We start from the raw sequence: 19,312 nt of genomic DNA, 5'->3' as shown, positions 1-19,312 counted from the left end.
GGGTTTGAAAATAAAGAAGCCTGCTTTGGGCAGGCCTTTTAGGTGGGTGAGGGCGATAGCGATCTCAGCTGTCGACGTTTTAGTTGTTCTCATTCATGGCAGATATGGATAGGTTGCCAGTTGCTGCACCTTGAATGTGGTCGCTCCACCATTTCATCATTGGGCGCCTGCGCTCCACGTAATCGGCCCGGTTGTAGGCGCTGCGGACCTCGTCCTTGTCAACGTGAGCAAGGGCGACTTCAATCAATTCAGGATCCCATCCGAATTCGTTGAGGATGGTGCTCGCCATCGACCGCATTCCATGGCTCACAAGGCGCCCTTCGAAGCCCATGCGCTTCAGTGCCATATTGGCGGTTTGACTATTGCAATGCGTGCGAGGATCTCGATCTGCAGGGAAAACATAGTCGCGGTGTCCGCTGAAGGGCTTGATTGCCTCCAGTAGTGCAAGTGCTTGTTCGGTTAGTGGAATGATGTGTGTGCGACGTTTTTTCATTCGCTCCGGTGGGATGGTCCAGATTTTCTTGTCGGTGTCGATGTCCGCCCAGCGTGCGGTAGCTGCTTCCGCAGGGCGAGTCATGGTGTGAAGCTGCCACTCGATTAAGCAACGTGTTGTCCTTTTTATGCTGGCATTGGCCACCGTAACCATCAGCTCTTTCAGTTCCTCGGGCGCGAGTGCCGCCATGTTTTTCTTTTTCGGCTTCTTGAAGACCGAGCGAATCCCGCTGAGTGGATTTGAGTGAATCAAGCCGGAGTTGACGCCGTAGGTCATGATCTCGTTAAGACGCTGGCTTAGTCGCTTCACGGTCTCGAGACTGCCTTTGGTCTCGAGCGGTCGAAGCAATTTTATGACGGCCGGAGCCGTAATGGTCGAGATAGGTACAGCACCCAAGTCGGGGAAAACATGCAGCGTCAGGGAGCGCCAGATGTCTTCAGCATAAGCAGTAGTAACAGAGTCTTTCTTGAGCTCGAACCATGCGGTGGCCACATTTTTGAAAGTGTGTTCCGTAGTCGCTCTTAAAGTTTGCCGATCCGCGTCACGCTTCTCTTTCGGATCTAACCCATGCGCTACATGCTCCCTGGCTTCTACTGTCCGTTTCCGAGCTTGAGCCAGGCTCACCTCTGGAAAGGTACCAAGCCCCATGTTGATCCGTTTTTTTGTTGCAGGGTGAATGTAGTTAAAATTCCACAGCTTTGAGCCGTTGGCGCGCACCCTCATCTGAAGGCCGTCGCCATCAGTGAGGATGTAGTCTTTTTCCATTGGTTTCGCTGCTTTAACTTTGAGGTCTGAAAGCCGCGTGGCTTGGGCACCCATGGTGAACTCCGATGTTGCGTGTATTCCAAAAAATACCAGTTGTGGGCTTGGAATACCACGTGGAATACACGAATTGTAGGATGAGCTCAGATACCATCAGACCGCTTTGGACCTTAAACCCCTGTATTTACTGGATTTTAGGCACAAAAAAAGACGCCCTTGGACGTCTTTAGATGTAAAAGTGGTGGAGCCGGGGGGATTTGAACCCCCGTCCCGCCTTTTAAAGACGCGGGCTACGAGCCGAGAGCTGTCATTTTGCTGTCATTACCGCTCAGGTCATCTGATGGATCTGCTCCTAGGTAACCGTTTGCCCGGCTAATTTCTACAATTTCGCCTACCGCGGCAAGTGCGCCGCCGAAAAGCTCCATTGCATCAAACTCCAGGTCTTCGACCTTACAGATCATATATTCGGCTACTGATGTTTTTGCACCTTCTACGTGGTCAAAATCCATCGTGAGAGGATCGAAGTTGAAAACTGTCAACTCAGCGTCCGGATCTTCCTCCCGGTTTATCGTAGGATAACCTCCCATTGAGGTGATCGCCCCGTGGATTCCGACGTAAGTCCATATGGTGAATCGTCCTGGTTTGCCAAAGAAAGTCATACTACAACCGCCGCCGTTAGCTCCATGCGCTTCTACCGAGTAGATTCGCGACTTTTTCTGATCAATCAACTTCCTGTGATGCACCCTCGAAAGCTTACCAATAGTTACGAGCCGGGAATCTATACCGGCAATGGGTTGGGTTGCGCGTAGCCACTCCGTAAAAAGAAATATCTTTGCATCGATCTTGTCGCTTGTAGTAAGGCCCTTTGTCATTTTTCCCAGAGCTGAGCGAAACATTTGCTCGTCTGCTGCATAGGGGTAATAAACATCCTTGGCAGTTCGTTCATTCTGCTCTTCTATAAATATAGAGCTCCAGACCTTGAATGTTATTTGATCTAAGATATTTTTTATGGACGCTATGAGCTCTAGGGTCTCAATCCTGCTTTCTCGACTGGTTTGTTGGTCTGGCTCGCATTTGGAGAACTCTTCGGCTATGAGCTCAAGCTTTGAGTAGGCCTTTGCTAATTGAGCCTCGAGGTCATCGACAAAATCTATATCAGGTTGTATGTCAATCATGTGGATACCAAAAGAGTTATGCTTATTGACGAGATCATCGTGGCTCTGCTGAGGCACCATATTCTCAAGTCAACACAGTCGGTCTTATCTCTATAGCGGAGGAAATAGCCGAAAGGCTGGCATTTAGCTAACGTTATTGAATGATTACCCGACGTGGGCGCCGGCGTGGTTTTCTCAGGTCGCTAAGCGAATGATCACCTTCCCAGTTGTCGAGCGCTGTTTTGATCTTGCGAATCAGCTCCACAAACTTCCCTGTATCCAAGAAATAATTAGGGTATGCCTTTCTCAGGGCTGCTAACGACTGTGCCGCGACCAATACCACCTGGATATTACTTTTATCCTTCGCCCATTTCTCACGAGCCAAGTACTCAGTGGTGGCCTCAGGAAGCGAGCCCCTAGCGAAGCCTTGGACACTTACGTTCATTCCCGCCGCATCAAGTTCGAGCAGATAATAGTGGGTTTTCTCCCCGCTGGTATCCTTGAGGTGCTCAACAATACTGTTATACATTTCTAGTTTTTTTATAACCTCGAGCTCTTGCTCAAGGGACATCAAAGTCTCTAGGATTTGTCGCTCATTCATTAGGTCATGAGCGGGTATAACCGAACACTCTTCGATTATTGCGAAACCGGACGAAGCGAAGCGAAAAAAATCGAGCCATTCATCGCTTCCGACGCTGGACTTCAGTGCTTGATTCAAAAATACACCTGCAGTTTCTACTGCGGTTGCCCATGCGTGCTGAAGATCGTTGCGAATCTGGAGCTCAATCTGCAAACCCTCATATGCTTTCGCCCCGCCTTTGCGGTTGTTGTATTTGTAAATGAGATGAATGCCGCGATAGCCCGAATCTTTCGGCGACTTTATATAGTCATGCTCAGACACCAATACATGATCAAACTTGCTGTTTATTACATAAGAGTCTCTGAGGGCGTAGATTTCTTTGGTAGTTTTCACAACTGCGCGTAACCCACCAATGTCCTGCATCCGCGACAGACTCATATTTTTGAAGCGTTCCAGCTTTGACATGATAGAGGGGATCCGCTTCAGGCGTTGCCCGACAAGTCCGTCGATGCCAAGCGAGTTCAGCTTTTGTCTAAGCCCGGCCTGAAACGTGTTTACCGGGTAGCTATGACTTGAGCGCCAGTTGTTGAGGATTTGCAGCGCTTCTTCAAACTCATCGTCAGTCGCATCATCATTGAAAAGCATCGCCCCAGCGCGCTTTACCTTCTCTTTGCTGTAGAGGGGGACAACCCACGCCATTTTTCCATTCCTTGGAGGAGACCTATTTGATGCGAAGAATGGCATTTTGATTGTGCTCAGGCAATTGTTCTTTATCGCCAGGACTGGCTGCCCACGCCGCTACTGCTTTGGACCCCATCGACTCCTCATCATTGGTCATCCAGCGCCCGTAGACTCTCGCGATCATGGTCCAATCAGAATGCCCCATTTGCTTTGCCACCCACATGGGATGTTCGCCCGCAGAAAGCATCATCGAGGCGTAGGTGTGTCTAGTTTGATAGGGGCGCCGGTATCGTACACCTGCCTTCTTGATCGCATGTGCCCACATAGTCTTCCTGATAGGCCCATCGCCAGCCCAACGTTCGAGCGTTCGCGGGTTTTGGAACACCTCATTGCCGGCCAAATACGTGTATTCCTTCTGCGTCCTTAGGGCCCCGGACGCAGGACCAAGCAACTTGACTGAGCGCCTGCCTGCGGCGGTTTTAGGAATCTCAGCCACTCCCTTTGAAGCCTGAGTCATAGCTTTAGTGATCGTTATCTCGCCCCGAATCCAGTCCACGTCGCCCCAGTCAAGCGCCACCAGTTCGCTCGTCCGCAGGCCTGTCCAGAACGCAAACTGCACCAGGTTTGCGGCCTGGCCTTCAAGCGCGCCTATGATGGCGTGCTGCTCTTCCGGACTGAATGGGTCGACGTCATCCTCGTCTGTCGGGCTGGACTTACGCTTGTAAGTCCAGCCCGCCATCGGATTGTTCTCAATCAATTCCTCGTCGACCGCCTCGGTGAGCGCCGAGCGTAGGCAGCTCTGGATATTGCTCAGCGTCTTGTTGCTGGTTTCCAAGGTGTCGAGCCAGTCTTTGATCATCTTCCGTTTCAAATCGACCATCATGTGCGCGCCCAGGGCGGGGACTAGGCGGTGCTCGACGAGCTTGCGATAGCCGTCGAACGTACTGCTGGCCAAATGTTTTTTCTTAGATGCAAGCCACCTGGTAAGGAAGCCTGCCACCTTTTCCCGCGAAGCCTCCGGCGCAAACTTTGCAGCCCTGGCCGAGCCCGGGAACGTGACCGCGTAATCGAACGTGCCGATCGAAATCGCATGCTCGATCGCGGCCTTGTGCTGCTCGGCTTTCTTCAGATTAGTGGCGGTGGGCTTGAGCGTGATGCGCTCGCGGCACCGGACGCCCCGATACATGAACGTGATTTCGATACTCGAATCGGAGACTGCCCGAACTCCCCGCCCATCTCTACCCATGACTCATATCCCTCTGTGTCGATCAGCGTCCGGCCGTCCGGAGCCTTGTACCAAATCTCGCCAAGCCGCCAAATTCCATCACGGATCTTCGAGCGGATAGCGTCCTCGCTGTAGCCAGACTCGCTGGCGAATTTCCTGATGGTCATGTAGCGCATTTGGTTTACTCCTGACTCGTCAGGTTGGTTGTTGGTGGTGAAACTGACGTGTCATTGTTGTGGATTGCTGTCGCCCGACTCCGCCACCGCGCGCAGCTTCAAGGCGATGCCGCAGGAGTTGGCCAAGCTTGTGAGTTGGCCTACGGTGGTGGCCGGTTCTTTCAGCGCCTGGCCGAAGCGGATCAGACGATCGCCCAAGCTTTCAAACTCAGTACGCAGGTGAAGTTGGCTGCCTTGGGACATGATCATTGGCCTGCCTCCAATGCCGACCGGTAGCCAGACAGGAAAACCACGTAGGCGTCCTGGGCGTATTTGTTCGCGAAGCCTGAGCCTTCCCGCTCCAGATCCTCGGGCGCAAAGCCTGCAGGGTTTTCCTTCACAAAGAGGGAGCGCGGATCGACTTCGGCGGCCACCAGCTTGATGCGCTCGTGAATGCCCGCAGGACCAGCCGCCCCGAGCTCACGCTGAATACGCTGGTAAACCTCCTCGCGGTGTACCTCGACGCTGGCTGGAGCCTGAATGCCTACGCGCGCCTGCTGGCCTTGGATGCCAAGGATGGTGACGGCGATCTCGCTATCGATGCGGAGGGCTTCGCCAATACGGCGGGTGAGAATTAGCATTGTCCTTTCTCCTGGCCGAGTGAGTCCCGGCCGCGTTCTATGGCTTTCGCAACATCTGGTTTTAGTTATAGGGTCAGGCTTCGCTGATCACCGGACTGCGCCCGCGCACAGGCGTACGCCGCTGATTACGCGACGAGTACGCCATCGGTTGAGGTCTTGTCTTTGTGATGCTGTGGGGACGGAGTCATGTTCGATGCGAAAAGGATGAGCCCCCGGCGGAAGGCTTCGGCTACCAGTGCTGCGCGACGAGTAACACCTAACTTTGTTGTCGCTGAAAGTAGTCGTTTGTCTACGGTGGCTGGCGCCATCCCTAGCTCGCGGGCGACTTGCTTGCTTGTCATGCCTGCTGCAACGGACATTAAGCATTGCAGTTCGCGATGGGCGAGACCCATGCCTAAATTTCCTACGAGATTATGCGCGGTAATGGCAACTGCGGTCATGACACGTCCCTTTTGTTCAAGATAAGTTGAACAAATAAAAACACATCATTTTCGATAGTTCAAGATAAATTGAAAAATAAGGCCCGCTCTACTGGCGGGCTTGAATTCTCGTCGCAGTGTCTCAGCTAGTGGCTCCGCCTCGCCAAATTACACGACCAACGACTAGGCCAAGGTCATCGAACTGCTCGTCTGGAATTGTCTCGTCAGGGTAAAGCCGCTTGTCATCGCTGTCCGCCTTTACCACCCACACACCAGAGTAGCCTCGGAAAAGCCGCCGAACTCTAACGACATCCTCGGCTTCAGGCCCCCGCAGCGCATACACAAGGCCGCTTTTTGGGCTTGTGTCGGTAACGTCAATCAACAGGGTATCGCCTTTGAAAATATACGGCTCCATGCCCTGGTCTTCGCAGCCGTGGGATAGGACTCCACTCGGATCCACCTGCATGGCCTCAAGCCACGACTTTTTGAAGGCTAATCCGCCTTCTAGCGCTAAGTGAGGGCCGGACGGGCCCCGGCTCAGGTAGTCCGTGACGGAGTACTGATGGATCAGTACATATTCATCACCAAGAAGCTCAATGGGGTCCAGCTTGCGCGGCTCTGCCGACTCTCCGGTAACCAGCCAGTCGAGTGACACGTTCAGATGCTTTGAAATTTCTATCAGGTGCTCTATTCGAATATTCGCTACCTCCCCTGAGAACCATTGGTTCACGGCTTGGTAGCTCACACCACAAATGATGGCGAGCGACGGCTTGATCTGGCGTGGGGGGCACCCAGCCTCACTCATGACTTTTAAGATGCGGTCGGTAATTTTCATGTGTGCAATCTACAAGAAAACTTCAAAAGTTTGGTTGACTTTGAAGTTCAAGAACGATTGAATTCCGGGCATGAATCAGGAAACCATCCTCATGACCAAAGATCAGGCTATCAACTATTTCGGATCTACCACGGCCTTGGCGCACGCGCTTTCAATTTCCTATCAGGCCGTCCATAGCTGGCCGGATTCGATACCTCTACTGAGACAGCTGCAACTCGAAAAAATGACCAGCTCTGCACTGTTAGCTGATGCACCGGCTCCATCCGAGCTTCCAAAGCCATTGAGTGCAAAAGTACCGGCAAATACAGGTATTGGTCAGCCCCGCCTTCCTGCTGTGAATACGTCCAGTGCCCGCGCGGCCGGTCCAGATTGCCTGTGAGCAGAAGATGATTTTGGTGCCTGGCTAATTTTCGACAGGCAACAAAAAGCCCGCTTCGAAGGCGGGCTTTTAAAACCACTCCTTGCAGGGAGTGTTTCGAAACTTTTCGTTTGGAGAACGATATGTCACGTCCAGAAAATAGCAAAACCCCGGATGTAACGCAACAGGCTCTCCCCGTAGAAGCCAGTTTCGGTAATACCCCGATAGATAACCGGGGTTTAATGGTGTTTGGCGTTTCACCCGGCGTCAACATCCAAGATGCGTTGCACACCGCCCGCACTTTGTCCTCGGGGCTTGGGCAGATCTGCGATCACATGCATGACTCGCTGAACATGGGCGAAATGGCTTATTGCGACGGCATGAAAACCCTGGCGTTCATCGCCGAAGCAGTTTCAGCCCTTGTTTGTTCGGTTCAGCGCGGCATGACTCCAAAAGCGGACGGGGGTGCGCAATGAACAGCCCCATTCCCAACCTCAAACAGCTTGCAGAAGAAGCCGAGTTTCAGATGGCGGCCGCGAAGGACCAGCTTGAATGGTTTTCGGCTCTCGCACGGGCAATCTCGCGGGACGTCGAGCATAACGCTGGGCGCGATGTAGTCGTGTTGGCGCAGCTTGCGAACTACCTGGGCGACACAGGTGCTCCCGGCACCGAGTCTGCAATCGAGATGTTCGGCAAGATCGCCCGTAGCGAATCCGCGCCACAAAACCCCGACATGCCAAATCGTGGTGCGGGAGGTGCGGCATGAATCCTCTTGTGAAGTTCGACTTCAACGGCGCCGACGTTCGCGTCATCACTGATGACAATGGCGAGGCCTGGTTCATCGCCCGTGATGTTGCCGACCTGCTGGACTACGTTGATACCGATCAAGCGATCCGCACCCACTGTAAAGGGGCTCAGACCTGCCCCGTCGAAATCACGGGGCAGGTCCGGCATGTAAAGGTGATCCCTGAACGCGACGTTTACCGTCTAGTGATGCGCTCGCGTCTTCCTGCGGCCGAGTACTTCGAAGAGTGGGTGGTGGGCGAGGTTTTGCCGACCATCCGCAAAACAGGCAGCTATCAGCGGCCCCTGACCCCCGGCGAGAAGTTGCTGGCCCAGGCGCAAGCGATGATCAACATCGAACAGCAGCAGGCTGAGCAGCAGGTGGCGATCGAGCGTATCGAGCGTCGGGTCGAGGTTATCGCCGAGCAGCGAACGTGGGATCACTGCCCTCAAAACTGCGTACCGCTGGGGCGGATCAAGCAGAGCATGAACAAACGTTTCGGTTTGTCGGGGCTCACGGTGACGTTCGTGCTCCAGCAGTGGCCGCACATGCCCAAGCAAGCAGGGATGGTTCGTAACGGACACGAGGAGGCGAAAGGCAGCCAATACGTGGTGTGGCACAAGACCGACGTGCTGGCCGCGTTCAACCGGTTTGTTTCCGAATCCCAGATGGTCACCGCCACCCAGGCTACCAACCCATATTGTGAGGGCCGGTTTCGACTGGTCCAGCAGGTGTCCCAGTGAGTAAAGAAATCGATCTTCCAGCTCCGGCTGAGACTGTGCACATCAACGACGAGACGATGAGCCTGCTCACCAACGAGCAGTTGGCTTACCGGATCTGGAATCTTCTCGACAGCACCGTCGAGATAGTTGGCAACCCTGACGAAGAAGGCTCGCGGGATCACTGGGATTCAAACCAGCAGGAAGCGTACTGCAGCGCTTTAGAAGGCCAGGTCTGCGCCAGGGTGCTGGCTCGGCGGATTATTGGTGTGGAGCCCCGCAGCATCCAGGAAGAGCAGACGCGCCGGCTTCAAATCGCGCTAGGTATCACCTGCGGCACGACCAAGGCTACGGATATTCAACAGCCAGCAGCTCGGGATCTGCCTGAGCCAACTGAGCGGCGTGTGCTCCTGGGCGTCGATTACTTCGATGCGTTTGACGACTTAACGCTCGCCTGTATGGCATTCAACGGTACCGACGTCGCCCAGGCTGCTGTTCTCGGGGCGGATCACCAGATGAACCCACAGGATTTTCGCGACTGCATTATCCCCATGAAGAACTCGCTGACGGCTCTGCGTCTGCTCGTACTGCGCATGTCAGGTGGCAGCATCGAAAGCATGGGGGAAATTGTCACTCGCTCCTACCGGCCTGCCGGGGAGACCCTGCAATGAGCTTCCAAGCCATGGCGTGGGCGGTCGAGCAGAAGTTGCCTACTCGGGAGAAGTTCGTGCTTCTGATGTTGGCCAACAGAACCAACCACGACACCGGCCGCTGCGACCCCTCGCATCGGCGTCTGGCAGATGACTGCGGCATGAGCGCCTCGACTGTGAAGCGTGCTATCCAACAGCTGGAGGAAGACGGTTATTTGGTCATCGAAAACCGAGCATTCAATGCGGTGAAGCTGCCGAACCAGTACCGGCTTTGCCTTGAAAGGGGGGTAGGGTCACACAGAACCTACCCGGTTCAGGATGAACCCACCCTAGGGTCACACAGACCCGAGGGGTTAGGTCACAGTGACCTGGGGGTAGGGTCACACAGACCTATAAAACAGGAATATAACCAGGAAGATAAAACTGGAAGTAAAACTGAAAAGCCTTCCGGCGACCTTTCGGCCCCCACGACGAAGGCCGTCGTCTCGAGCAAATCGGCGAAAAAGCCGAAGACGGAGCCAGCCGATTCTGATCGGCAGGAAGCTTGCCGCATGATCTGGTCCTCCTACGCGACGGCTTACTTCGCGCGGTACCGGACTGAGCCGGTGCGCAATGCCAAGATCAACACGCAAGTGAACGATCTGCTCAAGCGGCTTGGCAGCGTTGAGGCGCCGCATGTCGCGGCGTACTACGTGACGATCAATGACAGCTACTTGATTCGGAGCTGTCATGACCTTGGATCGCTGCTGGCCAAGGCGGAAGCCTACCGGACGCAGTGGGCGACCAACACGCAGGTGAATGGGGTTACGGCTCGGCAGATGGAAAACACCCAGGCCAATCTCAACGCCGCCGAACAGGCCAAAGCGATGATTCTGGAAGGAGGGCAGGGTAATGCTTTCCTCCGCCGATAAAATCGCTCTGGTCGAAGCTCTCTGCGTGACCGCAGAGGCGCTTGGCACCACCTTGAGCCCAAATACCGCCAAGACGATGGCCGACGATCTGGAGCAGTTCTCGGTGTCTGCGCTGGTTGACGCGCTGCAGCTCTGCCGCCGCGAGCTGAATGGCCGGTTAACGCTGGCAGCAATCATCCAGCGGCTGCAGTCGGCGGATGGGCGTCCTGGCCGGGACGAAGCTTGGTCCATAGGGCTGGCATCAAGCGACGAGACCGACACCGTTGTGATGACCGAGGAAATTCGCCTGGCGATGTCTGCGGCACAGCCAATTCTGACAGTGGGCGACAAAGTCGGTGCTCGCATGGCGTTTATGTCTGCCTATGACCGTCTGATCGGCGAGGCGCGGCAGAAAGGCGAGCCAGCGCGGTGGCGTATTTCCGCAGGCTTTGATCCACAGCGCCGCGTAGCCGCAATTCAACAGGCGGTACTGATGAAGCGCCTTGAACCGATGGCTGCAAATCTTGCGCTCGAAGGGCTTGGACAACCAGCCATCAGCGAAGACGGGCGTGCGATAGCCGGGCTGCTCACAGGGAGGGCTGCGTCGCCATCGCCCAAGGTGAGGGACCGCTTGCGGCAAATCCGCGATGAGATGAGGGAGCGGTCTGCGGAGCGCGAGGCTGATCGGCTTCGCACTCTGAGAGCCGAGCGTGACAGCCACCTCGAGCGCGTCAACCAGCATATCGATAAGGCCGATCGGTTGCGGCAGGAGCGTGGTGATGAATAACCAAGGCCGAACCGTTCATGTGTCCATCACCGATGCGGAAATCCGCAAGCAGGCAGCCACCGGCGTTCGTCAGCTCCGCGATCCTCGCTATCCGCAATTGCGCTTTCGCTATTCGACCGTCGACCGCAGCAAGGGCGTTTGGCACGTCGTGGTTGGCGGCAAGTGGGGCAAGGCCGGGAGTTATCCGGGCATCAACGCCAAGCTCATGCAGACCACGCTGCCCGAGATCCTCGCGCGCCGGTCGGTGGATTCGGCCGCTGCTTCGACGACCACCAGTTGGCGCACCGTTGGCGACGTGCTGAGCTGGTACACCGATCGGATGACCCGCGACCGTGGCTTGTCGGCCAAGCGCAAGGCCAGCGCGCAGTCGGCGCTGCGCTGTCACCTGGTGCCGCGCCTTCACAATCTGGAGTTGGCCAGCCTCGATCGGTCCTCGCTCGACCGTCTGCTGATGTGGCCCCTGCAGGAGAAGTACGCGCTGTCGTTCGTGCGCTCGGTCTATGGCGTGCTGGCGGCCGCGTTCCGGCAAGCCGCACGGCTGAAGTTGATCGACGTCAGTCCGATGGCGGAGCTGAAGTTCACCGACTTCGTCCGGACACGGATCAGGCCCAAGGCGGCGCGGTTGCGTGGTGATGACCTGCCGCCGCTCTTACAGACGTTCGCAGAGCAGTTCGACGCCGTGCCGGTGCAGGCCATGCTGCCGCTGATGATGCTCTGCCATGGCACGCGGCTCGGCGAAACCCGGCTGGCCCGTTGGAAAAACCTCAACCTCGTGACCCGGCAGTGGTTCATCCCGGCGGGCGACACAAAGACCAAGGCCGAGCACACCCTGCCGCTGACCGAACAAGCCTGCGCGCTCCTACAGCGGTACCGCGCGCGACAGCTCGCAAGCGGCTACAGCGGGCCTTTCCTGTTTCCCGGCAGCAACGGCTCGGCACTGAGTGCGAGCAAGGGCTGCACCGTGTTCACCAGCGTGAGCAAGGGCGAATGGTCGAGTCACGACCTGCGCAAAGTGGCCCGCACCGCGTGGGCAGATCTGGGCGTCGACTACATGGTCGGCGAGATGCTGCTCAACCACGCCATGAAAGACCTGGACGCGACGTACATCCACACCACCGCCGAGGGCATGAAACGCAAGGCGCTGGAGGCATGGCATCAGCACCTCGACGGCCAAGGGTTTGCCCTGCTTCACGGTGAGACATATGCAGGACAGACCGACGTACCTACACCAGCGCAGACCTTTGAATCCGTGGCTTTCAGCGCAAACCAGCATCCATCCCAAGGGAGGAGCCATATTGAAAAAGGCGCCGCCCAAGCCCAGCCAGGAGACGGCCATGAGTGAAGTAACTGCAGCATTACCACGCAAGATCCTGACCTCTGGCGAGCGGGATTTCCTGAAGCAGGGCAACCGGCTCCTGCTGGACAAGCCCAACGGCCGGATCGGCGCCGCTGCGCTGATGGACCTTGTCGCCGACTGGGGCAACCATCGCGGCAGCCTCGCTTTTCAGGACTACGCCCGGCGGTGGATCACCGAAGGGCACGCCAAGAACAAAGTTGCCGATCAGCTCCTGCGTGAGTTGTTCGGCCTGAATGAGCCAGATCCGAGGAAGGCGGCATGAAGAAGCGAACGTACACAGACAAGCCGCTGGGCGACACCGAGTACCTGTTAGAGCAGTGGGGGAGCTGGAGGATGTCCGGCATGGGCGTTCCGCGCTACGTCTCGCAGCTTGCATCGGTCATTGCCCAAGCTGACCCGTGCAATGACCAGATGAGCTATGTCATCACTGACGACGTGGCGATGGTGGTGGACTCGGCGATTGCGCGGCTGATTGGGCGTAATCAGCAGATGGGGGACTTCGTGTGGCTTTACTTCGGAGCCAAGTGGACGGCCATCAGGATCGGTGAGCAAAACCGGATGGCGGAGCGCAAGGCGCGGGAGATCATCAAGCAGGGAGTGGCGTGGATTGACTCGGCTTTAGAACATTTTCGCGAAGCTGCGTAAAAGTTCTATGCGGGCGGATAAACACCTGTTTTCATGGCACGGTGTTCAACGCATTCAGCGCGACACCCCAGATGAAAAGCCCGACATTTAGATCGGGCTTTTTGTTGCTTCAGTCTTTCAATAAGCGCGGTAGTGGGCATTCGTCCCCGTGCAGACTATGAACGCATTTCAGCCCGGCTGCGGAAAGCGAGTAATGGTTCGGCCACAGTGAGGATCGATCCTGAAGGTATCCTTCATCAGCCAGCCACCTAGCAGCCAGCCGGATTAGCGCGTCGGCTCGTATCCATCCTTCATCATTGGTGGGTTCCCCCCACTCATTGAAAGTAGCAGCTACCGTCGACAAGCCTATGACGCAAGGATCTAGGTATATAGGCGTAGGAAAACTTTGATGAAGCGCCTTTAAGACATTACCTACAACGCCGTCAAACTCGACGATGTGATCTATAGCCATAGCGAATCTTCCTGAATTGGCTTAGGGGATGTCATGTTGCCAGCTAGTGAGCCCGTTTGGAACTATCCGGAATGTTGGATGAGCCGCTGAACAGGCATCACTCAATCCATGGCTTCTCCTCTATCGAGAGTGCGCGGGGCGGCTTTGGCGGGCTGATAGAAAGACATCGCGATTTTTAGCCTCGGCATTTGCCGGGGCTTTTTAGTTTCAGCCCCGCCACACCCATCGCTCCGAGCTGGGAGTGCTGTGGGGCTGACCCATTCCCCGATCCCGAAAGGGCGGATGTCGGACTACGACGAACATGCCTGAAAAATCACCTGACTTCTGGGCGCAGGTCTGGCTCGTCCTGTCGAATCCGCTCTGGCAAGGAGCGATCATGGCCGCAACGATTTCACTACTGCGCGTGCTGTACGAAGGAAAAGAGGCCAACAAGTGGCGCGTTGTGCTCGAGGCGCTGATCTGCGGCGCGCTGAGCCTGTCTGCCAGCAGCGTCATCGAATGGATGGCCTGGCCCTCGAGCCTGTCTGTCGCCGCGGGCGGCACTATCGGGTTCATCGGTGTCACCGCGATCCGCGAACTGATCATCCGATTCCTCGGCCGCAAGGCGGACTCACTATGAGCCTCGAACCCGTTGTCGCAGTAGCCAAGGTTGGCTCCACACTGCGAGCCATTGCGGCGGCCATCGTCATCGTCATCGTGATGAGCCTGTTGATCGCTATCCAGCAGATCCGCGTCGTCACGCTTCAGGGCGCTGTGACCGTCGAGGCTAAAGCTAAGCAGGAAGCGGTGGATGCGAACAACGCCAGCCAGGCGACGATCACCACGCTGCGTGCCGAAGCGCAGCGCAACGCCGACTACACCGCGGACCTCGCCAAACGTATCAAAGCCAGCGAAGAAAAGGCCAGAAAGGCCAAAAAGGATTTCGATGATCTCAAGCGCGACGACAAACCTGTTCGTGATTGGGCTGCTCAGCCTTTGCCTGACGGCCTGCGCGGCAAAGCCGCAAGTGGTAACAAAGACCACGGCGATAAGGCTGGAAGACCCTGAGCTGATCCCGTGCGAGCGGGTCAATGCAGACGATACCGATCTGCGTGATAACGGCGACGTATGGGAACTGAAGGATCAGGCCATCAAGCTGCTCGACACGTGCGCCGATCAGGTAGACGCCCAAATCCTTCGCAGTAGAAGTAAATGATCGACGACGAGGTCTACTTCACGATTCGCAGATCTGGCTTCCGCTTGCGCGCGGGACTGATGCCAGCTTCGGCGCAGCTAAGTTCCTCAAGCCTTTCTTTGAGATTAAGATTTGCGTCGCACAACTGCTCCATAGCATCTATGAGGGCGGGATGACCATGCGTCCCCTCGGCTCTCAATTTGGCTAGCTGAGCTGCAAGCAGTTTGTAATCTTGAAACAGCTGCTCAAACTCTTCGTATTTCATGTTCACTCCTCGCATGAAGGTGGCGTTGATCTCTATGGCGAGTTCGGTACGCCAAGTTTCCACCGCGGTTTAGTTAGTCACACGTTTAAGCAATGCTCGGGCCACTTTCTGGAGCGGGACGCAGCCGCGTTTGCCCGAAGCCGAATACCCGGCCGCCTGTACGAGGGCTACAAACCATCTCCAATGATCATGCAGGAAGACCACGATTACGCTGGTGCCCTGGCATTCGCGCGATGCAAGTGGCCGACCTGCTCCATATGTTGAGGCGCTCATGCCGCAGAGAACTCTCAAGCCATGCGCCGCGAGAGATTGCAATGCGCTGACTCGCAACGCCAAGTACTGCGACGCGCACCTGGATCTCTCCAAGGCATGGGGAGCCAGGCAAGGCTCGGGCCGTGGCGGCAGGCCATGGCGACGACTGCGAGATCAGATTCTCGCGCGCGATCATTACCTATGCCGTTGCGATGATTGCGTTCGGCTTGGCAGAGTGCGTGCTGCGACGGAGGTCGACCACATCGTGGCCTTGGCACATGGCGGCACTGACTACCCAAGCAACCTCAGGGCGATCCATCACGACTGCCACAAGCTGAAGACGGCGCGCGAGGCGCAGGCCGCCCGCGCCAACGGCTGAGGCGTGGCGGGAGGCTGTGACACGGCAGTGGCCCAGTGTGGCACGCCAACTTCCCGACCGCTCGTCGGATGTGCACCGTTTTGGGGCGGGGGGGAGGGTCGAAAGTCTAGGGGTTTACGAGGCGGACACCGCCTGCCCGTCGTTTTTTTACACCCGCGAAATATAAAACTCAGGAGTGGGCCCATGGCCGGGGTGAAGGGGAGGTCGGGCCGTACTCCCAAACCCACGGCCCAGAAGGTTCTCGCAGGCAATCCAGGCAAGCGAGCGCTCAACCATGCAGAGCCCCAGTTTTCAAAGATCACTCAGATCGACCCGCCCGAGTGGTTGAGCGAACGCGCAGCCACGATGTGGAAAATGATCGTTCCAGAGTTGCTTCGCGAGAACGTGGTGGCCATCACCGATCTGCATAACGTCGAAGCATTCTGCAGCGCCTATGACAACTGGCGGCTCGCGCAAGAGTCGATCAAGCAGTTCGGCATTGTGGTGACCGGAGCCACTGGCGGCCCGATGAAAAACCCGGCCTTGACCGCGGCAAACGAAACGATGCGCCAGATGGTGACCTTCGGGTCGATGCTTGGGTTGGACCCGGCGAGCCGCACACGCCTTATCGGCGGCAACAAGGAAAAAGAAACCAACGAATTCGCCAAACTATTGAGTAGCTGATGACCAAACCATCCCACCCCAACGTCGACAAGGCGATGGCGTGGGGTCGGTCATTGCTGCGCGGCAAGGTACCGGCGTGCCGCTTCATTCATCAGGCGGTGCAGCGTCACTTCGACGACATGGCTGCCAGTCGTAAGCGTGGTTTCCGATTCAAGTTCGATCCTGTAAAGGCTGAGAAGAAACTCAAGCTGATACAGCTCCTGCCTCATACAAAGGGCGAGTGGGCTTTCAAGCGGCAGCTGATCAGCCTGGAGCCTTGGCAGCTGTTCGGCCTGGCCGTCACATTTGGCTGGGTCAAAAAGAAGGGCGGGCATCGACGGTTCCGCGAAAGCTATTGGGAGGTACCCCGCAAGAACGGTAAATCCGTTGTCGCCGGCGGCGTGGGCATCAGCATGTTTGTCGCTGATGGCGAGCACGGCGCCGAGGTGTACGCCGGAGCGACCACGGAGAAACAGGCGTGGGAGGTTTTCAGGCCTGCGAAGCTGATGGTCAGCAAATCGCCAATGCTGGTCCAGGCGGCGGGGATCGAGGTCAATGCCTCGAACATGAGTATCCCCTCCGACTTCAGCCGCTTCGAGCCGCTGATTGGCGACCCGGGTGACGGCGCTTCACCAAGTTGCGCGATCGTGGACGAATACCACGAGCATCGGACCTCGGCGCAGTACGACACGATGCTGACCGGTATGGGTGCAAGGCGTCAGCCGTTGATGTTCATCATCACCACCGCGGGCGCCGACATCGAAGGGCCTTGCTACGACAAGCGTCGCCAGGTCGTTGAGATGCTGGCCGGCACTGTACCCGACGACGAACTGTTCGGCTGGATATGGACTCTCGACGATGGTGATGACTGGACCGATCCGAAGATGCTGGCCAAGGCCAATCCGAATCACGGCGTGTCTGTGTTTCAGGAGTATCTGGAAAGCCAGCAGGCGAGGGCCATTCGTTCTGCGCGTTTCGCCAACACGTTCAAAACCAAGCATCTGAATCTGTGGGTAAGCGCCAAATCTGGCTTCTTCAACATGGAGCGCTGGAAGGCCTGCGAAGACACGACGCTGACGCTTGATCAGTTCGAGGGGCAGGAGTGGGTTGCTGGTTTCGACTTGGCACGCAAGCTGGACATGAACTCAAGGGCCCGTCTGTTTTGGCGCGTCATTGATGATCGAGTGCATTACTACAGCATCGCTCCGAAGTTTTGGGTGCCTGAAGACACCGTCTTCAACAGCGACAATCGGCGCATGTCTGAGCGTTTCCAAGCATGGATCAACTCGCAGCATCTGGACGTTACACCAGGCGCGGAAATCGACTACCGGGAAATCCTTGAGGACACCAAAGAGGCCAATCACCAGGCGCCTTTGCGAGAGTCACCCATCGACCCGCATGGTGCTACAGGCTTGAGCCATGACTTGGATGACGAGGGGTTCTGCCCCATCACCATCATCCAGAACTACACCAATATGTCGGACCCTATGAAGGAGCTCGAAGCGGCTATCGAGTCCGGACGATTCCACCATGACGGTAACCCAATCATGACCTGGTGTATCGGCAATGTGATCGGCAAGCACCTACCCGGTAACGACGACGTTGTGCGGCCGATCAAGCAAGGCGACGACAACAAGATTGATGGGGCGGTGGCGCTGATCATGACCATCGGCCGGATACTCGCGAACGTCGCGCCTAGCCGTCCGGTTGAAGACTTCCTAAATCAAACACTGAGCATGTAATGGCCGATACCGACTACAGCATTGACCTGCGCACTCGCAGCCCCTTTTGGGCGCGCATGGCGAGCTTCTTCGTAGGCGGACGGCTGACGACTCCCGAAAGGGGATCTCAGTCAGGCCCCGTCTCCGCGTCGGGAGCTGTCGGAGATTCGATCGTCACCGACGAAAGATCGCTGCAGATCGCTACGGTTTTCGCATGTGTGCGTCTGATCTCTACAGTGGGGGCCGGCCTTCCTTTGGATGTCTTTCAGACGAAAGACAACAACCGGTCGAAGGTGGGAATCGACAACCCACTGGCCAGGCTGCTGCGCTACAGCCCAAATCAGTACATGACGGCCGTTGAGTTTCGCGAAGCAATGACTATGCAGCTTTGCTATTACGGCAATGCCTATGCGCTGATCGAGCGCAACAGCGTTGGCGATGTGATCAGCCTCATGCCTCTGATGTCCGTCAACATGGATGTACGCATGGAAGGCAAGCGAATCGTTTACCGATATCGGCGCGACACCGAGTTCGCTGATTTCAAGCACTCCGATATATTTCATCTCAAAGGGTTCGGCTTCAACGGATTGGTGGGGCTTTCACCGATAGCCTTCGCAGCAAAGACCGCCAGCGTGGCTGTGGCCATGGAAGATCAGCAGCGTGACTTCTACGCTAACGGCGCGAAGTCGCCGCAAATCCTCATGACCGGCGACAAGATTCTGGACAAAGAGCAACGCAAGCAGCTCGGCGAGAACTTCAAGGAAATCGCAGGTGGCCCAGTCAAAAAGCGCTTGTGGATTCTGGAGGCTGGCTTCACTACGCAGTCAATCGGTGTCAGCCCGCAAGATGCGGAAACGATGGCCGCGCGCAAGTTCCAAGTGAGCGAGCTCGCCCGCTTCTTCGGCGTGCCCCCGCACTTGGTGGGTGATGTCGAGAAAACGACCAGTTGGGGGTCCGGCATCGAACAGCAGAACCTGGGCTTTCTTCAATACACTCTTTCGCCTTTCCTGAATCGGTGGGAATACGCCATTGAGCGCTGGCTTATAAAGCCAGCCGATCTTGGGCACCTCCATGCTGAACACAACCTCGACGGCTTGTTGCGCGGAGACTCCACCGCCCGTGCTGCATACATGGGCACCATGGCAGATAAAGGGCTGCGAACAGTCAACGAGCTCAGGCGCCTGGACAATGAGCCGCCATTACCTGGTGGAGACGTTGCAACCCGGCAGTCTCAGAACGTGCCGCTTACTCAACTTGGACAAACAAACCCCGCCCCTGGCGGGGTTTAGTTTT

Annotated in this window: 24 protein-coding genes and 1 pseudogene; 16 read left to right on the top strand and 9 right to left on the bottom strand. The window is 56.5% G+C overall.

Annotated elements, in window-relative coordinates:
- Positions 1–79 precede the first annotated feature (79 nt).
- The 8 genes and pseudogenes from QWI20_RS00525 to QWI20_RS00490 all read right to left on the bottom strand — a co-directional run bounded on the left by QWI20_RS00525 (position 80) and on the right by QWI20_RS00490 (position 6,945).
- Complete coding sequence (locus QWI20_RS00525) at positions 80–1,312, bottom strand: integrase domain-containing protein (protein WP_369303682.1); 1,233 nt, start codon at positions 1,310–1,312, stop codon at positions 80–82.
- 233 nt (positions 1,313–1,545) lie between these two features.
- The gene (locus QWI20_RS00520) at positions 1,546–2,430 is read right to left on the bottom strand and encodes a hypothetical protein (RefSeq protein WP_369303681.1); all 885 of its coding nucleotides are present in this window, start codon (positions 2,428–2,430) and stop codon (positions 1,546–1,548) included.
- 133 nt (positions 2,431–2,563) lie between these two features.
- Positions 2,564–3,688, bottom strand: coding sequence for a RelA/SpoT domain-containing protein (locus tag QWI20_RS00515; protein WP_369303680.1), 1,125 nt, complete (start codon positions 3,686–3,688; stop codon positions 2,564–2,566).
- 22 nt (positions 3,689–3,710) lie between these two features.
- Positions 3,711–4,916, bottom strand: coding sequence for a DUF3596 domain-containing protein (locus QWI20_RS00510; RefSeq protein ID WP_369303679.1), 1,206 nt, complete (start codon positions 4,914–4,916; stop codon positions 3,711–3,713).
- A gap of 206 nt (positions 4,917–5,122) precedes the next feature.
- On the bottom strand, positions 5,123–5,320 hold the full coding sequence (locus QWI20_RS00505) for a hypothetical protein (RefSeq protein WP_369303677.1): 198 nt from the start codon (positions 5,318–5,320) through the stop codon (positions 5,123–5,125).
- A 206-nt stretch (positions 5,321–5,526) separates the two neighbouring features.
- A pseudogene (csrA, locus tag QWI20_RS00500) lies at positions 5,527–5,691 on the bottom strand (carbon storage regulator CsrA); the annotation flags it as partial.
- Positions 5,692–5,816: 125 nt separating this feature from the next.
- Positions 5,817–6,131, bottom strand: a complete 315-nt coding sequence (locus QWI20_RS00495; protein ID WP_369303676.1) for a LuxR C-terminal-related transcriptional regulator — start codon at positions 6,129–6,131, stop codon at positions 5,817–5,819.
- Positions 6,132–6,252: 121 nt separating this feature from the next.
- Positions 6,253–6,945 carry an XRE family transcriptional regulator gene (locus tag QWI20_RS00490; RefSeq protein ID WP_369303675.1) on the bottom strand — a complete coding sequence of 231 codons (693 nt, stop codon included), beginning with the start codon at positions 6,943–6,945 and terminating at the stop codon, positions 6,253–6,255.
- 70 nt (positions 6,946–7,015) lie between these two features.
- Between QWI20_RS00490 and QWI20_RS00485 the strand changes: the two genes are divergently transcribed.
- The 12 genes from QWI20_RS00485 (at position 7,016) to QWI20_RS00430 (ending at position 14,633) form a co-directional block, all read left to right on the top strand.
- Positions 7,016–7,324, top strand: a complete 309-nt coding sequence (locus QWI20_RS00485; RefSeq protein WP_369303674.1) for a Cro/CI family transcriptional regulator — start codon at positions 7,016–7,018, stop codon at positions 7,322–7,324.
- Positions 7,325–7,446: 122 nt separating this feature from the next.
- The gene (locus QWI20_RS00480; protein WP_369303672.1) at positions 7,447–7,779 is read left to right on the top strand and encodes a hypothetical protein; all 333 of its coding nucleotides are present in this window, start codon (positions 7,447–7,449) and stop codon (positions 7,777–7,779) included.
- Positions 7,776–8,069: a hypothetical protein gene (locus tag QWI20_RS00475; RefSeq protein WP_369303671.1), complete on the top strand. Its 294-nt coding sequence runs from the start codon at positions 7,776–7,778 to the stop codon at positions 8,067–8,069. The genes QWI20_RS00480 and QWI20_RS00475 overlap by 4 nt, the downstream gene beginning before the upstream one ends.
- Positions 8,070–8,077: 8 nt before the next feature.
- On the top strand, positions 8,078–8,830 hold the full coding sequence (locus tag QWI20_RS00470; RefSeq protein WP_369303670.1) for a Bro-N domain-containing protein: 753 nt from the start codon (positions 8,078–8,080) through the stop codon (positions 8,828–8,830).
- On the top strand, positions 8,827–9,477 hold the full coding sequence (locus QWI20_RS00465) for a hypothetical protein (RefSeq protein ID WP_369303669.1): 651 nt from the start codon (positions 8,827–8,829) through the stop codon (positions 9,475–9,477). Before QWI20_RS00470 ends, QWI20_RS00465 begins: the two co-directional genes overlap by 4 nt.
- Positions 9,474–10,367, top strand: a complete 894-nt coding sequence (locus tag QWI20_RS00460) for a helix-turn-helix domain-containing protein (RefSeq protein WP_369303668.1) — start codon at positions 9,474–9,476, stop codon at positions 10,365–10,367. Before QWI20_RS00465 ends, QWI20_RS00460 begins: the two co-directional genes overlap by 4 nt.
- Positions 10,348–11,133 (top strand): hypothetical protein, encoded by a 786-nt coding sequence (locus QWI20_RS00455; RefSeq protein ID WP_369303667.1) that lies wholly within the window; start codon positions 10,348–10,350, stop codon positions 11,131–11,133. Before QWI20_RS00460 ends, QWI20_RS00455 begins: the two co-directional genes overlap by 20 nt.
- Positions 11,126–12,475, top strand: coding sequence for a tyrosine-type recombinase/integrase (locus QWI20_RS00450; protein ID WP_369303666.1), 1,350 nt, complete (start codon positions 11,126–11,128; stop codon positions 12,473–12,475). Before QWI20_RS00455 ends, QWI20_RS00450 begins: the two co-directional genes overlap by 8 nt.
- Positions 12,468–12,752 carry a hypothetical protein gene (locus QWI20_RS00445; RefSeq protein ID WP_369303665.1) on the top strand — a complete coding sequence of 95 codons (285 nt, stop codon included), beginning with the start codon at positions 12,468–12,470 and terminating at the stop codon, positions 12,750–12,752. Before QWI20_RS00450 ends, QWI20_RS00445 begins: the two co-directional genes overlap by 8 nt.
- Positions 12,749–13,135: an antiterminator Q family protein gene (locus QWI20_RS00440; protein ID WP_369303664.1), complete on the top strand. Its 387-nt coding sequence runs from the start codon at positions 12,749–12,751 to the stop codon at positions 13,133–13,135. Before QWI20_RS00445 ends, QWI20_RS00440 begins: the two co-directional genes overlap by 4 nt.
- Before the next feature lie 752 nt (positions 13,136–13,887).
- Positions 13,888–14,205, top strand: a complete 318-nt coding sequence (locus tag QWI20_RS00435; protein WP_074893635.1) for a phage holin, lambda family — start codon at positions 13,888–13,890, stop codon at positions 14,203–14,205.
- Between the two features lie 41 nt (positions 14,206–14,246).
- Positions 14,247–14,633: a hypothetical protein gene (locus QWI20_RS00430; RefSeq protein ID WP_369303990.1), complete on the top strand. Its 387-nt coding sequence runs from the start codon at positions 14,247–14,249 to the stop codon at positions 14,631–14,633.
- 161 nt (positions 14,634–14,794) lie between these two features.
- Here the strand turns inward: QWI20_RS00430 and QWI20_RS00425 are convergent, their stop codons facing one another.
- On the bottom strand, positions 14,795–15,025 hold the full coding sequence (locus tag QWI20_RS00425) for a hypothetical protein (RefSeq protein WP_369303663.1): 231 nt from the start codon (positions 15,023–15,025) through the stop codon (positions 14,795–14,797).
- A 271-nt stretch (positions 15,026–15,296) separates the two neighbouring features.
- Between QWI20_RS00425 and QWI20_RS00420 the strand changes: the two genes are divergently transcribed.
- The 4 genes from QWI20_RS00420 to QWI20_RS00405 all read left to right on the top strand — a co-directional run bounded on the left by QWI20_RS00420 (position 15,297) and on the right by QWI20_RS00405 (position 19,308).
- Positions 15,297–15,656, top strand: a complete 360-nt coding sequence (locus tag QWI20_RS00420; RefSeq protein WP_369303661.1) for an HNH endonuclease — start codon at positions 15,297–15,299, stop codon at positions 15,654–15,656.
- Between the two features lie 183 nt (positions 15,657–15,839).
- Complete coding sequence (locus tag QWI20_RS00415; RefSeq protein ID WP_369303660.1) at positions 15,840–16,319, top strand: phage terminase small subunit P27 family; 480 nt, start codon at positions 15,840–15,842, stop codon at positions 16,317–16,319.
- Positions 16,319–18,040, top strand: coding sequence for a terminase large subunit (locus QWI20_RS00410; protein WP_369303658.1), 1,722 nt, complete (start codon positions 16,319–16,321; stop codon positions 18,038–18,040). The genes QWI20_RS00415 and QWI20_RS00410 overlap by 1 nt, the downstream gene beginning before the upstream one ends.
- Positions 18,040–19,308 (top strand): phage portal protein, encoded by a 1,269-nt coding sequence (locus QWI20_RS00405; RefSeq protein ID WP_369303656.1) that lies wholly within the window; start codon positions 18,040–18,042, stop codon positions 19,306–19,308. The genes QWI20_RS00410 and QWI20_RS00405 overlap by 1 nt, the downstream gene beginning before the upstream one ends.
- Positions 19,309–19,312: the final 4 nt, after the last annotated feature.

Source organism: Pseudomonas sp. W2-17 (assembly GCF_041060445.1).
GTDB lineage: Bacteria > Pseudomonadota > Gammaproteobacteria > Pseudomonadales > Pseudomonadaceae > Aquipseudomonas.
This window is presented reverse-complemented; position numbering and strand designations above follow the sequence as displayed.

Excerpts from the sequence above, each read along its gene's own strand:
- QWI20_RS00525 (WP_369303682.1), bottom strand. The coding sequence starts at position 1,312 with ATGGGTGCCCAAGCCACGCGGCTTTCAGACCTCAAAGTTAAAGCAGCG.
- QWI20_RS00520 (WP_369303681.1), bottom strand. The coding sequence starts at position 2,430 with ATGATTGACATACAACCTGATATAGATTTTGTCGATGACCTCGAGGCT.
- QWI20_RS00515 (WP_369303680.1), bottom strand. The coding sequence starts at position 3,688 with ATGGCGTGGGTTGTCCCCCTCTACAGCAAAGAGAAGGTAAAGCGCGCT.
- QWI20_RS00510 (WP_369303679.1), bottom strand. The coding sequence starts at position 4,916 with ATGGGTAGAGATGGGCGGGGAGTTCGGGCAGTCTCCGATTCGAGTATC.
- QWI20_RS00505 (WP_369303677.1), bottom strand. The coding sequence starts at position 5,320 with ATGATCATGTCCCAAGGCAGCCAACTTCACCTGCGTACTGAGTTTGAA.
- QWI20_RS00495 (WP_369303676.1), bottom strand. The coding sequence starts at position 6,131 with ATGACCGCAGTTGCCATTACCGCGCATAATCTCGTAGGAAATTTAGGC.
- QWI20_RS00490 (WP_369303675.1), bottom strand. The coding sequence starts at position 6,945 with ATGAAAATTACCGACCGCATCTTAAAAGTCATGAGTGAGGCTGGGTGC.
- QWI20_RS00485 (WP_369303674.1), top strand. The coding sequence starts at position 7,016 with ATGAATCAGGAAACCATCCTCATGACCAAAGATCAGGCTATCAACTAT.
- QWI20_RS00480 (WP_369303672.1), top strand. The coding sequence starts at position 7,447 with ATGTCACGTCCAGAAAATAGCAAAACCCCGGATGTAACGCAACAGGCT.
- QWI20_RS00475 (WP_369303671.1), top strand. The coding sequence starts at position 7,776 with ATGAACAGCCCCATTCCCAACCTCAAACAGCTTGCAGAAGAAGCCGAG.
- QWI20_RS00460 (WP_369303668.1), top strand. The coding sequence starts at position 9,474 with ATGAGCTTCCAAGCCATGGCGTGGGCGGTCGAGCAGAAGTTGCCTACT.
- QWI20_RS00455 (WP_369303667.1), top strand. The coding sequence starts at position 10,348 with ATGCTTTCCTCCGCCGATAAAATCGCTCTGGTCGAAGCTCTCTGCGTG.
- QWI20_RS00450 (WP_369303666.1), top strand. The coding sequence starts at position 11,126 with ATGAATAACCAAGGCCGAACCGTTCATGTGTCCATCACCGATGCGGAA.
- QWI20_RS00445 (WP_369303665.1), top strand. The coding sequence starts at position 12,468 with ATGAGTGAAGTAACTGCAGCATTACCACGCAAGATCCTGACCTCTGGC.
- QWI20_RS00440 (WP_369303664.1), top strand. The coding sequence starts at position 12,749 with ATGAAGAAGCGAACGTACACAGACAAGCCGCTGGGCGACACCGAGTAC.
- QWI20_RS00435 (WP_074893635.1), top strand. The coding sequence starts at position 13,888 with ATGCCTGAAAAATCACCTGACTTCTGGGCGCAGGTCTGGCTCGTCCTG.
- QWI20_RS00425 (WP_369303663.1), bottom strand. The coding sequence starts at position 15,025 with ATGAAATACGAAGAGTTTGAGCAGCTGTTTCAAGATTACAAACTGCTT.
- QWI20_RS00420 (WP_369303661.1), top strand. The coding sequence starts at position 15,297 with ATGCCGCAGAGAACTCTCAAGCCATGCGCCGCGAGAGATTGCAATGCG.
- QWI20_RS00415 (WP_369303660.1), top strand. The coding sequence starts at position 15,840 with ATGGCCGGGGTGAAGGGGAGGTCGGGCCGTACTCCCAAACCCACGGCC.
- QWI20_RS00410 (WP_369303658.1), top strand. The coding sequence starts at position 16,319 with ATGACCAAACCATCCCACCCCAACGTCGACAAGGCGATGGCGTGGGGT.
- QWI20_RS00405 (WP_369303656.1), top strand. The coding sequence starts at position 18,040 with ATGGCCGATACCGACTACAGCATTGACCTGCGCACTCGCAGCCCCTTT.